Annotated in this window: 20 protein-coding genes and 1 pseudogene; 17 read left to right on the top strand and 4 right to left on the bottom strand. The window is 72.0% G+C overall.

The window, feature by feature from the left end:
* Both HTZ82_RS15450 and HTZ82_RS15445 read right to left on the bottom strand, forming a co-directional pair.
* Nucleotides 1–366 (bottom strand): annotated as a pseudogene (locus HTZ82_RS15450) (hypothetical protein); the annotation flags it as partial.
* 183 nt (nucleotides 367–549) lie between these two features.
* Nucleotides 550–996 (bottom strand): helix-turn-helix domain-containing protein, encoded by a 447-nt coding sequence (locus HTZ82_RS15445; protein WP_175409953.1) that lies wholly within the window; start codon nucleotides 994–996, stop codon nucleotides 550–552.
* Between the two features lie 206 nt (nucleotides 997–1,202).
* Here HTZ82_RS15445 and HTZ82_RS15440 point away from each other — a divergent pair, with 206 nt between their 5' ends.
* From HTZ82_RS15440 to HTZ82_RS15430, 3 genes are read left to right on the top strand one after another with little or no spacing between them, the layout of a single operon-like run.
* Complete coding sequence (locus tag HTZ82_RS15440; RefSeq protein WP_175409952.1) at nucleotides 1,203–1,499, top strand: WhiB family transcriptional regulator; 297 nt, start codon at nucleotides 1,203–1,205, stop codon at nucleotides 1,497–1,499.
* Between the two features lie 32 nt (nucleotides 1,500–1,531).
* Nucleotides 1,532–2,164, top strand: a complete 633-nt coding sequence (locus tag HTZ82_RS15435; protein ID WP_375540824.1) for a hypothetical protein — start codon at nucleotides 1,532–1,534, stop codon at nucleotides 2,162–2,164.
* Nucleotides 2,161–2,346, top strand: coding sequence for a helix-turn-helix domain-containing protein (locus HTZ82_RS15430; protein WP_175409951.1), 186 nt, complete (start codon nucleotides 2,161–2,163; stop codon nucleotides 2,344–2,346). Before HTZ82_RS15435 ends, HTZ82_RS15430 begins: the two co-directional genes overlap by 4 nt.
* 62 nt (nucleotides 2,347–2,408) lie before the next feature.
* On the opposite strand, the gene HTZ82_RS15425 is transcribed toward HTZ82_RS15430, so the two are convergent.
* The gene (locus HTZ82_RS15425; protein WP_175409950.1) at nucleotides 2,409–2,726 is read right to left on the bottom strand and encodes a hypothetical protein; all 318 of its coding nucleotides are present in this window, start codon (nucleotides 2,724–2,726) and stop codon (nucleotides 2,409–2,411) included.
* 249 nt (nucleotides 2,727–2,975) lie between these two features.
* On the opposite strand from HTZ82_RS15425, the gene HTZ82_RS15420 reads away from it, so the two are divergent.
* The 4 genes from HTZ82_RS15420 to HTZ82_RS15405 all read left to right on the top strand — a co-directional run bounded on the left by HTZ82_RS15420 (nucleotide 2,976) and on the right by HTZ82_RS15405 (nucleotide 4,928).
* Nucleotides 2,976–3,383, top strand: a complete 408-nt coding sequence (locus HTZ82_RS15420; protein ID WP_175409949.1) for a hypothetical protein — start codon at nucleotides 2,976–2,978, stop codon at nucleotides 3,381–3,383.
* A 143-nt stretch (nucleotides 3,384–3,526) separates the two neighbouring features.
* A complete protein-coding gene (locus HTZ82_RS15415; RefSeq protein WP_175409948.1) occupies nucleotides 3,527–4,126 on the top strand; it encodes a phage tail protein in 600 nt (199 codons plus the stop codon).
* Nucleotides 4,127–4,221: 95 nt separating this feature from the next.
* A complete protein-coding gene (locus HTZ82_RS15410; protein WP_175409947.1) occupies nucleotides 4,222–4,512 on the top strand; it encodes a hypothetical protein in 291 nt (96 codons plus the stop codon).
* A 65-nt stretch (nucleotides 4,513–4,577) separates the two neighbouring features.
* On the top strand, nucleotides 4,578–4,928 hold the full coding sequence (locus HTZ82_RS15405; RefSeq protein ID WP_175409946.1) for a hypothetical protein: 351 nt from the start codon (nucleotides 4,578–4,580) through the stop codon (nucleotides 4,926–4,928).
* Here HTZ82_RS15405 and HTZ82_RS15400 read toward each other — a convergent pair.
* On the bottom strand, nucleotides 4,921–5,574 hold the full coding sequence (locus tag HTZ82_RS15400; protein ID WP_175409945.1) for a hypothetical protein: 654 nt from the start codon (nucleotides 5,572–5,574) through the stop codon (nucleotides 4,921–4,923). The two genes, HTZ82_RS15405 and HTZ82_RS15400, sit on opposite strands and share 8 nt — an antisense overlap.
* A gap of 40 nt (nucleotides 5,575–5,614) precedes the next feature.
* Between HTZ82_RS15400 and HTZ82_RS15395 the strand changes: the two genes are divergently transcribed.
* From HTZ82_RS15395 to HTZ82_RS15350, 10 genes are all read left to right on the top strand, one after another.
* Complete coding sequence (locus HTZ82_RS15395; protein WP_175409944.1) at nucleotides 5,615–6,304, top strand: hypothetical protein; 690 nt, start codon at nucleotides 5,615–5,617, stop codon at nucleotides 6,302–6,304.
* A 24-nt stretch (nucleotides 6,305–6,328) separates the two neighbouring features.
* Nucleotides 6,329–7,534 (top strand): phage tail protein, encoded by a 1,206-nt coding sequence (locus tag HTZ82_RS15390; protein WP_175409943.1) that lies wholly within the window; start codon nucleotides 6,329–6,331, stop codon nucleotides 7,532–7,534.
* Entirely contained in the window at nucleotides 7,531–8,805 is a 1,275-nt protein-coding gene (locus tag HTZ82_RS15385; protein ID WP_175409942.1) for a tape-measure protein, read from the top strand. The genes HTZ82_RS15390 and HTZ82_RS15385 overlap by 4 nt, the downstream gene beginning before the upstream one ends.
* A 40-nt stretch (nucleotides 8,806–8,845) precedes the next feature.
* Entirely contained in the window at nucleotides 8,846–9,781 is a 936-nt protein-coding gene (locus tag HTZ82_RS15380; RefSeq protein ID WP_175409941.1) for a phage tail domain-containing protein, read from the top strand.
* Between the two features lie 81 nt (nucleotides 9,782–9,862).
* On the top strand, nucleotides 9,863–11,047 hold the full coding sequence (locus HTZ82_RS15375; protein ID WP_175409940.1) for a hypothetical protein: 1,185 nt from the start codon (nucleotides 9,863–9,865) through the stop codon (nucleotides 11,045–11,047).
* 25 nt (nucleotides 11,048–11,072) lie between these two features.
* Nucleotides 11,073–11,987: a phage tail domain-containing protein gene (locus tag HTZ82_RS15370; RefSeq protein WP_175409939.1), complete on the top strand. Its 915-nt coding sequence runs from the start codon at nucleotides 11,073–11,075 to the stop codon at nucleotides 11,985–11,987.
* Between the two features lie 43 nt (nucleotides 11,988–12,030).
* Nucleotides 12,031–13,197 (top strand): H-type lectin domain-containing protein, encoded by a 1,167-nt coding sequence (locus HTZ82_RS31835; RefSeq protein WP_217624191.1) that lies wholly within the window; start codon nucleotides 12,031–12,033, stop codon nucleotides 13,195–13,197.
* A gap of 40 nt (nucleotides 13,198–13,237) precedes the next feature.
* The gene (locus HTZ82_RS15360) at nucleotides 13,238–14,296 is read left to right on the top strand and encodes a hypothetical protein (RefSeq protein WP_175409938.1); all 1,059 of its coding nucleotides are present in this window, start codon (nucleotides 13,238–13,240) and stop codon (nucleotides 14,294–14,296) included.
* Entirely contained in the window at nucleotides 14,293–15,426 is a 1,134-nt protein-coding gene (locus HTZ82_RS15355) for a hypothetical protein (RefSeq protein ID WP_175409937.1), read from the top strand. Before HTZ82_RS15360 ends, HTZ82_RS15355 begins: the two co-directional genes overlap by 4 nt.
* Complete coding sequence (locus tag HTZ82_RS15350) at nucleotides 15,426–16,139, top strand: hypothetical protein (protein WP_175409936.1); 714 nt, start codon at nucleotides 15,426–15,428, stop codon at nucleotides 16,137–16,139. Before HTZ82_RS15355 ends, HTZ82_RS15350 begins: the two co-directional genes overlap by 1 nt.
* Nucleotides 16,140–16,294: the final 155 nt, after the last annotated feature.

The following is a 16,294-nucleotide window of genomic DNA, read 5'->3' as shown; positions in this document are numbered from 1 at the left end:
CCCGCGCCCGACGAGCCGGAGGGTGCGGGCGCCGGCGGCGGCGCGGGCCTCCCGGAGGGCGGTCTCGTACGCGTCGGCGGCGTCGCGCCAGCCGTCGGCGTACGCGCGGAACTCGCGGCGTTCGATCTCCTGGCGCAGCAGGACGACGATGTCCTCGGGGGCGTGGCCCTCCAGGTACCGCCCCAGGGTGGCGAGCAGCCCCGGGAGGTCGTCGTGCGGGGGCGGCGGCGGGCCGCCGCTGCTGCCGCGCCGCTCGTGGCCCCTCGGTCTTTCGGGGTCCTCCGCCCGTTCGTTCTCCTGCCGCGGATAGTCGTCGGACCGCTGGTGCTCCCGGTCGCGCCCGGCCCGCTTTCCGCGCTCGGCCATCACACGACTCTCTCTCGCGTCCCGGCGCCGCCCGCCCACGCAGGGCGTACCGCCGTACGTGTAGGGGGGCGTACAACTGTGCACTGTCGTGGGGGGACAAGCCACGACAGCTTACTCGGCGGTTCGATGTCACCCGTTCAGCGGTTGTGGAACAACTGCTGGTCGTACGGAGCGACTCGGGGCTCAGTCGGAGGCGAGCGGGCGCCTGCGCTCGACGGCCGTGTCGGGCAGGAACTGCCCCGCGACCCGCATGAACATCTCCCGCTGCTCCGGCGGGACGCCCAGGCCCGCCGCGGCCTCCTCCAGCGTGAGGTGCCGCGTACCGTCCGCGCCGGCCGGGCGTGCGCCCTCGGCCGGGCTCGGCAGCGGCAGGTCCTCCTCGGTGAGGCGGCCGGAGCGGATGAGCATCTCGCGCACCGGGACCTGGAGCACATGGGCGAGCCGCCGGGTGGTCTCCAGGTCGGGCATGCTCTGGCGCTGCAGGAGCCGCGTGATGGCGGCCCGGTGGACGCCGGCCTCGTCGGCGAGGCGTGATTTGCCGCCACCGCGCGGGCTGTCGATGTCGAAGCCGCGCCGACGGATCAGCTCTTCGAGCCAGGCCGCGAACTGCTCCAGGTCGCTGGTCGTCATGGGTGGTCGCCTCCCTCCGAAGCGGGCCACAGGATATCGCGCTTGCGCGCAAGGAATTACCGGTTCCGCGACCTTATTGTGAGGGTTGTGTAGTCAAGTTCCGTACCACTGGAGCCCTTTCGCGGTTGCGTGCCCACTCGCAACATTTTAGTGTGCGAGCACGCAACTAGCGTTCGAAGTGAGTAGTGAGTAACGGGAGGACCACCATGCGCAGCGCAGCAGCAGCCCCACCACCCACCCCGTCCCAGCGGCTGGACTGGCGAGCGTCCGCCGCGTGCGCGGGTCTGCCGCCCCATGTCGTCTTCGCCCGCAGGCGGGACGTAGCCGAACCGGCGCTGCGCGCGTGCGGCCGCTGCCTGGTGCGGCGCCGCTGCGAGGAGACCGTCGCCCCGGCGGAGAGCTGGTTCGACGGGGTCAGCGCCGGGATCCTCTGGCGCAACGGCCGCCCGGTGGCGGTGCGCCGCACGTCCGCGGCCCGCGGGAACCGGAAGGGGCGCCGGTGACCGTCGCACCGTCCGGAGGGTCCGGGGGGTCCGTGCCGTCCGGAGGATCCGCACCGTCCGGCGAGCCCGCACCGTCCGGCGAGGACGCGGCCCGCGAGGCCCGGGACGCCGCGTTCTGGATCGAGACGCTCGCCCGCCAGTTCCCGGAGCTGCTCACCGAGCTGGCACCCGGCGGCCGCTCGCCCTCCGCCCCGAACCCGCACCGCGGCGCCCCCGCCGCCCGTACCTCCGGGGGCGCCGCGCCGCTGCGCCTGCACGTGTCGGACGCGGTGCGTGACATCACCGACGGCGTGGTGGAGCTGGACGAGGCGGTCCACGACCGGCTGCGGCTCCCGCGCCCGCGCCGCGCCCAGGTGCCGCAGCGGCTCGCCCGGGTGGCCGAGCTGCTGGAGCGGGCCGGCGACGACCCCGTACTCCTGGCTCATGTACGGGACGAGGCGCGGCGGATGGCTCGGCGCTGCGCCCGGGAGCTGGGCGAGGCGGAGCCGGTGGTGCGGGTGCAGGGCCGGTGCCCGTGGTGCGACTCGGTGTCGCTGCGCGCGTTCCCGGCGCGGCGCCAGGTGCTGTGCGTCAACCCGGCCTGCCACTGCGACGACGTCCTGTGCGACTGCCGTACCGACCCCGCGTACCGGCACTTCTGGCCGGAGGAGGAGTGGACGCGATGACGACGCTGATCACCGGGGCCCTGGCCGCGCGCGAGGTGGAGGTGACGCCCGCGACGATCCGCAAATGGGTCCAGCAGGGGCATCTGGCGCCGGCGGGCCGGCAGGGCCGTACGCATCTGTTCCGGCTGGAGGACGTGTTCGCCGCGGAACGGGCCACGCGCCGCAGACCGCGCGGCGAGTAGAAGAAGCGAAGAGAGGAGAGGGGCCGCCCTGATGGGGCGGCCCCTCTCCTCTTTTCACGCCGTCACGTACGGGGCACGGGCGCGGGCGCAGGGCCAGAGGCAGGACCAGGGCCAGAGGCAGGGCCAGGGGCAGGGCCAGAGGCCGGGACAGGGGCAGGGGCTGGGGCAGGGGTGGCGCGGGTCAGGGCGACGGCCTCGCTCCAGCCGCTGCTGAACCCGCGTGTCTCCGCGTCGATGGCGATGCGCGCGCCGACCTTGCCGACGACCGCGGTCAGTGTCCTGGCGAGGTCCGCCGTGTACGTCCCCGCCTCGGCCGCCTCGGCGGCCACCTCCACTGCGGCGGCCACCACGTCCGCCAGTCGCTCCTGGGCGCTGATCACCTTCGTGCTCCCGTCCTCGGTCCGCCGCTCACGCCACCTTCTCGAATGAGTGTTCGATACCCCAGAGAGTAACGCACACGGCATGTACCCCAGGCGAGAATTGCGAGCGCGAGCAAGTTAGTTGCGCGCTCGCACGACTTCGTTCACAATGGATGCAGCGGCGGAGCTGTGCCCACCTCCCTCCGGGGGGCAGCTCCGCCGTCGCCTTTCCCGTACTCACCGGTGCGACCACAGGAGTGATGCCCCGTCATGAGCTCTCCCCCGAGCACCTTCCCCGATGTGGAGGCCATCGTCGTGGACCTCCTCTCCGACCGCGCGGAACTGGCGGACGCCATCGTCGACGAGACACCGCCGGCCGGCTTCGACGGCACGGCCAAGGCCGTGATCGTCTCCCGGCGCGGCGGTGCCTGGATCGACGATCTGCACCTGGACCAGCCACTGATCGAGCTCGAGTGCTACGGCCCCGACAAGCCGACCGCGCACCTGCTGGCGAACGCGGCCCGCGCGGAGCTGCTGGCCGCCACCGGCACGGTGTACGGCACGACGACGATCACCGACGTCAGCGAGGCCGACGGCCCGCGCTGGCTGCCGGACTACGTGTACACGGCGGCCAACCGCTACCTCTGCGTGCTGCGCCTCTCCCTGCGTACGGACTGAGCTCCACTCCCCGTACGCCCCACAGACAAGGCCCTGCCGGCCACGCCCGGCGGGGCCTTCGCCGTACCCACGGCGACCGCACCACCGCACCACCGCACCACCGCACCACCACGTCAACGACACCCTTTCTCAAGGAGCCTTCCATGGCAGGAAACAACTCGTCCGAGATCCGCGTCGCCGGCACCGGCCGCGTCCTGGTGGCCTCGGTCGACAACGCCCCGCTTCCGACCACCTTCTCCAGCACCCCCGGCACCGACTGGGGTGCCGCGTGGACGGACCTGGGCTACACCTCCACCGACGGCGTCACCTTCTCGAAGAAGGACAAGCTGGACCCGGTGGAGACCTGGCAGTCCATCAGCCCGGCCCGGTTCGTGTACGCGGACCGCGACCTGACGCTGAAGTTCTCGATGCTCCAGTTCAACGAGGACACGCTGCCGTTCTTCCTGGGCGGCAAGAAGTCGGACTTCCGGAACGACGATGTCGCCAACCCGGGCGTGTACGAGTTCGACGTGCCGGACGGCCCGACCTTCGACGAGCGGGCGCTGGGCCTGGAGTTCACGGACGGCACGAACGTCACGTACCGCTTCGTCATCCCGCGCGGCCAGGTGACGGCCACCGACGACGTCAAGCTCGCCCGCAAGGCGGCGGCGATGCTCGGCGTCACCTTCACGGCGCTGTCGCCGGGTGAGGGCAAGGCGCTGGCGACCTTCGTCATGAAGGACGCGGCGTACGCCACCGCGTGATCCCCGCCGGGCGGGGAGGGGGCGCCCCGACGGGCCCCTTCCCCGCCCGGCACCCCTTCTCTCCCCCGTACCTCCCTCACTCAAGGAGAAGACGCATGGCCTCTTTCGACCTGAACGCTGCCCGCGCCCAGCGCCTGGAGGCGCTCGGCCGTACGTGGACGTTCCAGCTGGACGACGAGACGTACGAGCTGCCGACAGAGCTGACGCGCGCGACGGCGCGGGCGCTGCGCGAGCTGGACGACAACGACGTGGACGGGCTGCTGAAGCTGCTCATGGGCGAGCAGCAGTTCGCCCGCTTCGAGCGGCACGAGGTCACGATGCAGGACATCGCCGCGCTGCTGGAGGCGTACGGCAAGGAGACCGGGCTCGGCCTGGGGGAAGGCTGAGCCTCGACGCGTTCGTCGACGAACACGCCGAGGCTCTCGAAGCCGACCTGCTCCGGCACTACGGCGTGGACCTGCTCGACTGGCACCGCGGCCGGCTCTCGTCCCGCCGGCTCGCGGTGCTGGTCAAGCACATGCCACGGGACAGCGCGGTGACGCGCGAACTGGAGGGCGAGGCCGCGGAGTGGACGGTCACGGACTATCTGCTCGCCGCAGCGGTGGACCACCTGGCGGCCGCCAACTGGATGTTCGCGTCGGTCAACACAGACGAGGACGCCGACCCCCCGGAGCCCCCGGTTCCGGTGCGGAGGCCGGGCGACACCGGCGCGGAGGACGGCGCCGCCTCCGTTGCGGCCGGCGAAGAGCGCGTGGCCGCGGAGAGCCCGTCACGCAGTGATCTGATGCGCTTCTTCAGCTGAGGGACGTCGCCCGCCAACGAGCGAACTCGCGCAGGACGGGTCGGAGGCGCCAGCTCTTGTCGAAGCGGAACCTCACGCTGGGCAACACCTCTCCCCGGCTCAGGCCGTCCCGCTTCCAGAAGCGATAGTCGACGTCATCGGGATCCCCGAAGAACTGCCAGTAAGTGCGCGCGGCGCCGTCCGTACCGATGAACCGCACGATCTCCTCACTTTGGGTCTTCCGGTCCAACCAGAAGAGCACGAAAGCCGGGATGTCGGACGTGTCGGCCCAGTCACTTACGGCCCGGACCACGGGCAGGGGCCTGCCGTACCAGGGTTGCTCGCCCCTGCCGAATGTCTCTTCGGCCAGGTTCGGCGGCAGCCGGTCCTCGAATATCGGCCGGTTCAGGTTCGGTCGGACCGCCCAGTCCGACAGCCAACCCGCCAGGGAGTCGGGATCCACACGCGTCCGGACGACATCGGTCGCTCCCGTGCGGGCGGACTCTCCATACAGGAAGACGTCAACGGCGCATTCCGAGGATATTTCTCCGGCGATCCGCAGCGACCTTTCCACATACCAGGCGATAGACCACTTGCGTCGGGGTTCAAAATACCACTCCCAGGAGGTCGGAACAGCCAGAGCCACACGAAATCCGGTGATATTCACCGGGCGACCTTACCATCGACAGAGCTTACGCGAGGCGAAAATGGCTCGAAAACTTGGGCAAGTAGACCGGGACCTGGCAAAGCTTGAGGATGATTTCAAGGACCATGTCACTCCGGCGATCTCTTCGCTGACTGACACCTCCAGCCGCCACTCGGAGAAGCTCCGGACCCACTCCACCGACATCGAGGGCCTGCGGACGACGTTCAAGGCTCTGCGGACGACCCAGAGCGGGATATCCAACACGTTCGCCGGAATAAGCAACACCGTCGCCGGCCTGACCGGCGGCCTGACCGGCCTGGCCCTCAGCCTCACGGCACTCACAGTCGGCATCTCGGTATTCAAGGTGGACGAAAAAGGGATTACCATCCTGGGCGCCACCCGAGAGTTCGGCTGGAAAAAGAAAATCGATACGCTGCAAAAAAAGATCGAATCGGCGGCGCAGAAGGAGGATCGCGAGAAGAAGGAGAAGCGAGACAAGCTCGTCGACGACAACCACGACTACATCAAGAACCTGAAGGACACCCAACGCGACGTGGACCGCATCAAGAGCGTGCTGCGCACTGCGGGCCAGTCGATGCAGAGCCAGCGCGACGCGGAAGCGAGACGTCCGGGCCCCACACCGCGCGGCGTCGACACCACGAACCCCTTGGGACCCACGGCGCGCGGCGTAGCCGCCGAGGTCCGCGTCCTGCGCAGCGCCGTCAACGAACTCGCCACCGCCTTCGCCTAGCCGCACACCATCGAAGGAGTCGCCATGTCCCTCGCCTCTGCGGCGGCACGGGCCTCGGGCTCGCTGAAACAGTTCAAGACCCAGGCCGACGCCTCCGGCCGAGCCGCGTCCGGCCTGGGCCGTCAGGCCACGACCGCCGACCGGAACGTCAACAAGATCAAGACCTCCGCCCAAGGCTCCGCCCGCGAGCTGCAGCAGTTGCAGCGCGCCGCCGACAAGGCCGAGCGGTCGATGGCCAAGGCCGGGCGGACCGGGCAGAAGAGCGGGACGCAGGTCGGGAAGTTCAAGTCCGGGGCCGACAAGGCCTCCAAGGGCATGAAGGGCCTGAACAAGTCGATGAAGGGCAACATCATCGGCACCCTGCTCTCGCTGCTCGCCCCGCTCATCGAGAAGGTCGTCGACATGGCGACCCGCTCGAAGACCATGCAGAAGATCATGAAGAAGGCCTTCGGAGCCATCAAGAAGGTCATCAGCTCGGTCATGAAGGTGATCGGGCCGATCATGAAGAAGGCCGGCGCCCTCATCAAGAAGGTCTGGAACGGCATCAAGAAGGCCATCTCGGTGGTCGTCAAGGCCGTCGCCAAGGTGATCAAGACCTACTTCAACGCCTGGAAGAAGGTCATCACCACCGTCATGAACGCCGTCAAGAAGGTCGTATCGACCGTCTGGAACGGCATCAAGCGGGTCATCACCCCCGTCATCAACTGGATCAAGAACGTCGTCCCGCGCGCGTTCAGCGCGGTCAAGAGCAAGCTGTCCAGCATCTGGGGCGGGCTCAAGGGCATCGCCTCGCGCGCCTTCAACGCGATCAAGAGCGCCGTCCGCGGCCCGATCAACGCCGTCATCGACCTGATCAACTCCGCGATCGGCAAGCTCAACGGCATCAAGGTGTCGATCCCCGGCTGGGTGCCGCTCGTCGGCGGGAAGACGTTCGGGGTCAGCCTCCCCCGGATCCCCCGGCTCGCCGAGGGCGGCGTCGTCATGCCGCGCTACGGCGGCGTCCCGGCGATCGTCGCCGAGGCCGGCGAGGCCGAGGCCGTGCTGCCGCTGTCCAAGCTGCACCGGCTGCTCCGGCACACCGCCGCCCGCGCCCGCGCCGAGGCCAGGCGCGCCCGCCCGGCCGGTACCGCCGCCGCCGGGTTCCACATCGAGCACTACTACGCCGCGCCCTCCAGTGACGTCCAGGACACCGCCAACGCGCTGATGTTCCTGGCGAAGGCCCGCGGATGAGCGCCGCCGCCGCACTCCCCGTACGGGATCCGCTCGCCGGGGTCGCGCAGGCGCTCGGCTCGTTCCGTACGCGTGTGAACCAGGTCTCCGGCGGCATCCGGGCAAGCGCCCGGTCCGCGTCGCAGGCCTCCGCCGCCGTCGGCCGGGTCAAGAGCGGAGCGGACGCGGCGGGCGGGCAGCTCCGGCAGTTCAAGGCCCGCGCGGACGGGTCCTCGCGCTCCCTGGCCAGGGCCGGGACCACCGCGGGGCGGACCGCCACACAGGTCGCGAGCGGCAAGGGGAAGGTGCGGGGGGCGCGGATGAGCGCCGCGAGGCTCGGCGCCGGCGCCGGCGGGTTCGTCTCCGTGGCCGGGCTGCTCGGCGCAGCGGGCGGCACGGTCGGCAAGCTCATGGGGTTCCTCGGCGGCGCCTTCACCGTCGCCGCCGGCGCCATGACGGCCGTCAACGTCGCCATGCGCGCCAACCCGATCGGCTTCCTCATCGGGCTGATCGTGCCGATCGCCGGCTACCTCATCGAGCTGGCGCTCAGCTCCGAGACCGGTCAGAAGTTCATGAAGCAGGTCTTCCAGCAGGTGCTGAAGGTGCTCCAGGGCATCTGGGCGTTCCTCGGGCCGGTCGTGAAGCTGTACGTGACCATCGTCTCGACGTACTTCAAGGCCGTACTCGCCGTCATCACCGGCGTGGTGAAGGGCATCGGCGCCGCCGTCAACGGGATCCGCCGCGTCAGCGGAGCCGTCTCCGGGGCCACCCGGGCCCTCACCGGGATCGTCCGGGGCGCCTGGAACGGGCTGAAGAACGCGGTGCGGCCGGTCACCGACTGGATCACCAAGAAGATCCCGGAGGCGTTCCGCCGCGTCAAGGACGCCACCGCCGGCACGCTGCGCGGCATCGGCGACTTCATCAGGACCGGGCTCGAAGCGATCGTCGGCGTGCTCAAGGCGCCGCTCGAAGGGCTGATCGGCTTCGCGAACTGGGTCATCGACGGGCTGAACAGCCTCAGTTTCAGCATCCTCGGCAAGAAGTTCGGGGTGAACATCCCCAAGATCCCCATGCTCGCCGACGGCGGCGTGGTGACCCCGCCGCACGGCAGCCGGCCCGGAGCCGTCCTGCCGCTGTCCGGCGTGCCGGGGCTGCGCGCCGCCGAGCGCACGAGCCGCCCGGCCGCGGAGCCCGAGCCGCGCCGCGTCACCCTGGACGCCTTCCACGAGCCCTCCGGGAGCAGCCCGTACGGCATCGCCGAGGACCTGCTGTTCCTGGTCCGGGCGGCATGAACCCCCGCCCGCAGGTACGACGAAGGAGGAGGTGACGGTCGTGACACCGACCGCCACGACGACCGCCACGACGACCAGCACCGCGACCGACGACACCGCACCCGGCTCACTGATCACCCGCGACGGGCAGATCCAGTGGGCCGGACTGCTGTTCGGCCCCGGCACCGCGTACGGAGTCGACCGGCAGGGCCTGACCGGCTGGGAGGACCTCCCGGAGGCCGACTCGGGCGACGCCGACCGCCCGACGGGCCACGGCGCCTGGCCGGGCGCCCGCTACGCCAAGCCGCGCCGCGTCGCCGCCCATGTGTGGCTGCTCCCGGACGCCGAGGACGGCGCCGCCCTGCGTACCCTTCGGGCGCTGCGGCACGGCACCGCCCTGCTGGACCACGAGCAGTGGCTGGCGGTCCGGGTGAACGGCGAGACCCTCGCCGTACGGGCCCGGGTCACCCAGCGGGTCATCCCGACCGACCGGCAGCTCCTCACGCAGGGCGTCGCGAAGGCGTCCGTGCAGTGGCTCGCCACCGACCCGCGCCGGTACGCGATCGCCGAGCAGTACGCGGAGACCGGCGCGCCGCAGCCCGAGACGGGCCTGACGTGGCCGTTGACCTGGCCCCTGGAGTGGGGCGAGCCCGCCGACACGGGCGACGTCGAGGTGCGCAACGACGGCTCGGCGCCCACCCAGCCGGTGCTGACCTTCCACGGCCCGTGCACCCTGCCGTCGGTGACGGAGCGGGTCGGGGGCCGGAAGCTGCGCTATCTGATCAGCCTGGCGGCCGGAGACGAACTGACCGTCGACACCGCGGCCGGCACGGTCACCCTCAACGGCACCGCGGCCCGCCGCCACACGGCCGCCCCGGACAGCGGCCCCGAGGAGCTCTTCGCGTTCGGGCCCGGCCGCGGCGAACTCGCCTTCCGCCCGGAGTCGTCCGAGCCGGGCGCCCGTATGACGGTCCGCTGGCGCACCGCCGAGTGGTGACGCCGAGCGGTGCCGCCGAGCGGTGCCGCCGAGTGGTGACGCCGCACCACCCGTTCCCGACCTTCGAAGGAGCTGTGTCCCATGAATCTGCGGAGTGGATGGCTGACGCCGTCCGGACAGACCCGGGAGGACACCCGGGTCACCCAGCTCGGTGCTCTGACGCCCGAGTCGCCCGTGCGTACACGGTCCGGGATCCTGCCCGGGTCGGCGAACGGGCAGTTCCGGATCGCCGGGTTCACGGTGTCCGGCGCGGCCGCGATGACGGCGACCGTCTTCCCCGGGCGCGCCGTCGTCCAGGGCATGGACGGGCAGGGCGCCTACCCGCTGGCGCTCACCCAGCCCGTCACGCTGACGTTCGCGGACGGTGACGCCCAGCACGACCGGATCGACCTCGTCTGCCTGCGCGTGCAGGACGACGCGTACGACGGTACGGGCACCACCGCGGCCTCCGTGGAGGTCCTGGCCGGCACGCCGGACCCGAGCCCGCAGGCGCCGGCCGTGCCCGCGACCGCGCTCCCGCTGTACGAGGTGCGCGTCCCCGCGGAGGCCGCGGCCGGCACCGGCGGCATCGACTGGACGACGGCGCTCACCGACCGGCGTACCGCCACCGTCGCGCTCGGCGGCATCCTGCCCGTGCCCGGCGGCGACTCGGACGCGGGCGCGTACCCGGGCCAGTACCGGGACGCCTCCGGGGTCCTGGAGCGCTGGGACGGCACCCAGTGGGTCGGCTACGCCCGCGGCCTCGGCGGCATCGCCCCGTCCGGGGCGCTCGGCAAGGGCCAGTACACCGGCCAGTACCGCGACACACCGGCCCGGCTGGAGCGCTGGGACGGCGCGCTGTGGCGCCCGGCCGTACCGGGACCGGCGTTCCAGATCTCGAACGACGCCGGGTACACCGCCTCCACCACCTTCGTGGAGTCGCTGCTGGACACCCCCGGCAGCCCGCTGTCCGTCACCTTCACCGCACCGCCGTCCGGCGCGGTCCTGGTGACCGTCGGCGCCCGCATGCTGACGAGCGGCACCAGCGACACGTACGGGTTCATCACCGCCGTCATCCGGCGGGACGGCACGGTGGTCACACCGGCGCACGACGACCGGTCGGCGATCAACACCAGCCCCAGGAGCACCTCCTGCAGCACCACGTTCCGGGTCACCGGGCTCACCGCAGGGGCCGTACACACCGCGACGCTCGCCTACCGCTCCGACGCCACCACGGTCAACGCCTGGTTCGACAACCGCTTCGTCCGCGTGGACCCACTCCTGTGAGAGATCTGAGAGATCTGAGGTGCCCATGACCGTCCCTGTGTCCGACCACGACCTCGTGTCGTCCCCCGGCTCACTGATCACCCGCGACGGGCAGATCCAGTGGGCCGGACTGCTGCTCGGCCCCGGCACCCCGTACGGCGTCGACCGGCAGGGCCTCACCGGCTGGGCCGACCTCCCGGGCCTCGACTCGGGCGACGCCGCCCGCCCCACCGGCCACGGCTCCTGGCCCGGCGCCCGCTGGTCCCAGCCGCGTACCGTCACCGCCGGTGTCTGGCTGCTGCCGGGCGCGTCCGCCGACGCTGCGCACGAGCTGCTCGACGCCTTCGTCCGCGCCACGCCCGTCGAGGACGGCGAGCAGTGGCTCGCGGTCCGGCTGCACGGCCGCACCACCGGCGTACGGGCCCGGGTCACCCAGCGGGCCGTCCCGACCGACCGGCAGTTCGCCACCGGCGGCGTCACCCGGGCGACCGTCCAGTGGGTCGCCACCGACCCGCGCCGCTACGCGCTGCGTGAGGAGGTCCTGTCGCTGTCCCTGCCGCAGTACGGCTCCGGGCTCACGTACCCGCTCGGCTACCCGCTCGACTACGGCACGCCCGCCGCGACCGGCTCGGCCGCCGCCGTCAACAGCGGCAGCGCCGCCACCTGCCCCCAGGTGGTGTTCACCGGCCCGGTGACCCGCCCCCGGCTGGTCAACCACGCCACCGGGCGGGCCCTGGAGTACGACCTGGCGCTCGCCGCCGGCGACCGGCTGACCGTCGACACGCAGGAGGGCACCGTCCTGCTGGGCGACCGCGCGTCCCGGCTGTACACGGCCGCGCCCGGCAGCAGCCCCGAGCAGGCGTTCGTCCTGCGGCCGGGCGAGAACCGGCTGGAGTTCCGCGCCGCCGACGGCACACCGGCCGCGTCCGCGCGGCTGACCTGGCGCTCCGCATATCTCTGACCCACTGTCAGATCCGACTCCCGCACCGAGGAGAAGCAGGCACATGACCGTACGCGTAGGCCGACTCACCAATGGAATGACCCCCGAGGACCACCGCCTCGCCGCATCGGTCGGCATGGCGCCGACCGGTCCCCTGACCACCCGCGGCGGCTGCATACCGGGCGGCCTCGACCTGGCGGGCTCCTCCGCGATGCAGGCGACGCTCCAGCCGGGCCGGCTGTGGATCCAGGGCGCCAACGCCGCACCCCAGGGCGGGTACGCCGTCACCGTCGACGCCGAGGAGCTGCTGACGTTCTCGGACGGCGACGCCACCTACGCCCGCATCGACGCCGTCGTGGTGCGGGTCCGCGACGACGTGTACGACGGCTCCCAGCTCCTGGAGGGCCGCGTCGAGATCGTCGAGGGCACCCCCGCGGCGGACCCGGTCGCCCCGGTCTCCCCCGCCAACAGCGAGAAGCTGTACGAGGTGACCGTGCCGGCCGGGGCGAGCGCGGGCACCGGCGGCATCGACTGGGGCACCGCCGTCGCCGAGCGCCGCCGCTACACCGCCGCGCTCGGCGGCATCGTCCCGCCCGGCTGGGCGAGCGGCTTCAGCGGCGGCTACACCGGCCAGTACCGGGACGTCAACGGCGTCCTCCAGCGCTGGAGCGGCACCGAGTGGGAGCCGATCCTGCGGCTCGGCGACACCGGGCAGCTCCAGCTCGGCGACGCCACCTGGTACCGGCACTCCGGACCCACGATGGCAACGGACGCGATCATCCGCGCGTACCGGGCGCCGACCTCCAACGCCTTCTCCGTCCGCACGCCCGGCGAGACCAACTCCCGCATGTTCATCAACGGCGACGGCTCCATCTTCTGGGGCCCGGGCGGCACCGAGGGCGCCGACACCAAGCTCTACCGGGACGCGCCCAACACCCTGAAGACCGACGACGACCTGATCGTCCGTACGCACAAGGCGCACTACGGCGAGAGCGGCGTCGTCCCGATCACGTTCAGCAACTCGACCTCGTTCACCTGGACGTTCTCCTTCAACACGCCCTTCGCGACGGCACCGAAGGTCTTCGCCAACATCAACTCGGGCGCGGGGGCGACCGCCGGCTGGAACGTCCGGGTCATCAGCATCAGCACGACCGGGTGCACCCTCTTCGGCTTCGGCTCGTCCTCCTCCTGGTCCAACGTCCCGGTCGCCTGGGCCGCGTTCGCGTCCTGAACCCGGCCCGCCCGCTCTCCCCTGGAGTCTGGAGTCACCCATGACCGTACGTACCGCCTGGCTGCTGCCTTCGGGCCAGACCCGCGAGGACACCCGCCTGGCCACCTCCGCGCTGCTCACCCCGAACGGCGAACTCACCTCCCGCCAGGGCATCGTCCCCGGCGGCTTCGCCCTCACCGGCGTCTCCGCCATGCAGTGCGCCGTCGGCACCGGCCGCGCCGTCGTCCAGGGCGCCGCCCACCAGGGCGCGTACCTGGTCGCCGTCACCGAACCCGAGACGCTGACCGTCGCCGACGGCGACCCCTCGTACCCGCGGATCGACAGCGTCGTCCTGGACGTCGAGGACCACCCGTACGACGGGAGCGGCACCACCGGCGCCGCCGTCCGCCTCGTCCAGGGCACCCCGGCCGCCGCGCCCGTCGCGCCGCCGAAGCCGGACAGCGCGATCCCGCTGTACGACATCACCGTGCGGGCCGGCGCGTCCGCCGGGAACGGCGGCATCGACTGGGCCACCGCCGTCGCCAACAAGCGGTACCCGACCGCCGCGCTCGGCGGCATCGTGCCGGCCATCGGCTTCGACGGCCTGTACGCCGGCCAGTACCGCGACGCCGGCGGCCGCCTCGAACGCTGGAACGGCACCGCCTGGACCGCCTACCCGCCCGTGCCGCAGTGGCGGGACTGGACCCCCGTGTGGACCACCGCCACCGGGGCGGCGACCCCCTCGTTCGGGAACGCCGTCGTCGAGGCCCGGTATGTGCAGCACGGCCCGACCGTCCACTTCACCTTCCGGTTCGTCTTCGGCACCACGACCGTGTTCGGCAACGGGAGCACGGCCGACAACTGGCGCTTCACGCTGCCGGTCCAGGCCGCCGCCACCTTCCAGGCCATCGGCTTCGCCGAGCTGAACGCCGACACCAACAACCGCGCGGTCGCCCGGCTGCGCCTCACCAGCACCGGCTTCTTCGAGCTGGAGCTCAGCTCCGGCAAGCCCAACGCCACCGCGGTCGACTTCACCGGGCTCACCGACGCGAAGACGCCGTGGACGTGGTCGGCCGGCGACTCGATCATCGGCACCGCCACCTACGAGGCCGCCGCATGAGCCCGACGAACCCCACGGCCACGACGGGCGCCACCAGCCCGTACCGCGTCCTCTTCTGCGACCTGCGCACCGACCAGGCCATCGACGTGCTGCCGCTGCGCGACGTCTCGCTCGACGACTACATCGGCCGGGCCGGCTCCCTGTCCGGGACGATCCCGGTGCCCAACGCGGCCATGGCCGAACGGGTCCGCCGCGTCGAGGAGGGCAGGACCGCCGTCTACCTGGAGCGCGGCGGCGACCTGTGGTGGGGCGGCATCCTGTGGACGTCCACGCTCCAGGCCGACGCCAAGGGCGTGCTGTCCCTCGCCCTCCAGGCGGCCACGTTCGACTCGTACGCGGGGCGCCGCCGTATCCGCGCCGACCTGACGTACACCGGCCTCGACCAGCTGGAGATCGCCCGGCGGCTGTGGCAGCACATCCAGACCGCCGACGGCGGCGACATCCAGGTCACCACCGGCACCGAGACGTCCGGCGTGCTGCGCGACATGGTGTGGCGGGACGGCGACGAGACACCCCTCGACGAGGCCCTCAAGCAGCTCTCGGAGGTCGACAACGGCTTCGAGCACCACATCGCCGTCTACCGCGACCCGGTCAGCGGCGCGCGTGTGAAGCGGCTGCGCCTCGGCCACCCCAAGCTGTTCACCGGCAGCACCGACCTCGTACTCGACCGGCCGGGACCGGTGCTCAGCTACTCCTTCCCGCGCGACGCCACCCGCGGCGGCACCACCTCGCGGGCGCGCGGCGCCAGCGCCAACAGCGACCAGAGCCAGGAGAGCCGCCCGGCCATCTCGGCCGAGCACGTGGCACAGGACCTGATCGACGGCGGCTGGCCGCGCGTCGACCTGTCGTCCGACCACTCGTCCGTCAGCTCCGTACCCGTGCTCGACGCCCTGGCCGCCGCCGAACTCGCCGAGGCCCGCGGGGCCGTGGTGATCCCCGCAGTGACGATCCGGCTCGACGACCGGGCCCCCGTACCGCCGATGCTGCTCGGCAGGACGGTACGGCTGCGCATCACCGACGAGTGGTACGCGGAGGGGCTCGACGCCCGCTACCGGGTCATCGGGGTCAAGGTGACCCCGCCCCAGCGCGGGCGCCCCGAGACCGCCGAACTCTTCCTGGAGGCCCGCTGATGCCCGCACTGCCCGAGGACCTGCTCGACCTCATCCGCGAACTCCAGCGCCGGGTCCACCGGCTGTCCACGGCCGCCGTCACCCGGCCCGCGCTGAACACCATCTCCGGCGGCGACGTCACCATCACCGACGGCGGGCGGCTGATGGTGAAGGACGAGACCGGGGACACGCTCATGCACATCGGCGGCATCACGCCGCACACCGACGGCAGCCCGCAGCAGGGCGTCCTGATCCGCCGCGAGGACGGCAGCCTGGCCTTCGGCATCTACGGAGGCGACACACAGGCGCTGACCATATGGGACCGCTTCGGGAAGATCGTCGTCGCGGACGACACCGTGACCGGCGGCCTCGCCCGCCCCTACGTCCCGATCCCGCTGTACCCGGCGCCCACACCCGTCACGTCGACCGTCTGGACGCGGGTGCTCCAGGGCGGCATGTACCTCCAGCACCCGCGGCTCGCGGTCGGGCTGTGGGTCCAGGCGGACGCCGACACGACGGTCGAGGCGCGGGTGCGGTACCTGGCGGCGGACGGGAGCACGCTGCAGCTCGGCGAGACGGCGACGGCGACCGGCTCGGCGTTCACGCAGCTGATCGTCGCGCCGCACGGCCAGCCCACGTTCAGCTGGAGCAACCTCTACATCGAGGGCCGCCGCACCTCCGGCACGGGCTCGGCGGCGGTGGGCGCGCTCTTCGCGGAGGGCCGCCAGTCATGACCGCACAACCGGAGGACCAGACCCCGATGCCCGAACCGACAGAAGCGCCACCACCGGAGCCGACGCCCGAGGAGCCGAAGCAGCCACCCACGGAGGAGGAAGTCATCACCCCACCAGGCGGCGAACTCCACCTCCCCCCAGCCCCCTCCCCCTTC

Source organism: Streptomyces sp. TRM64462 (assembly GCF_013362995.1).
GTDB lineage: Bacteria > Actinomycetota > Actinomycetes > Streptomycetales > Streptomycetaceae > Streptomyces.
The sequence above is the reverse complement of the archived record's forward strand: the minus strand, read 5'-3'. Positions and strand labels throughout refer to the sequence as shown.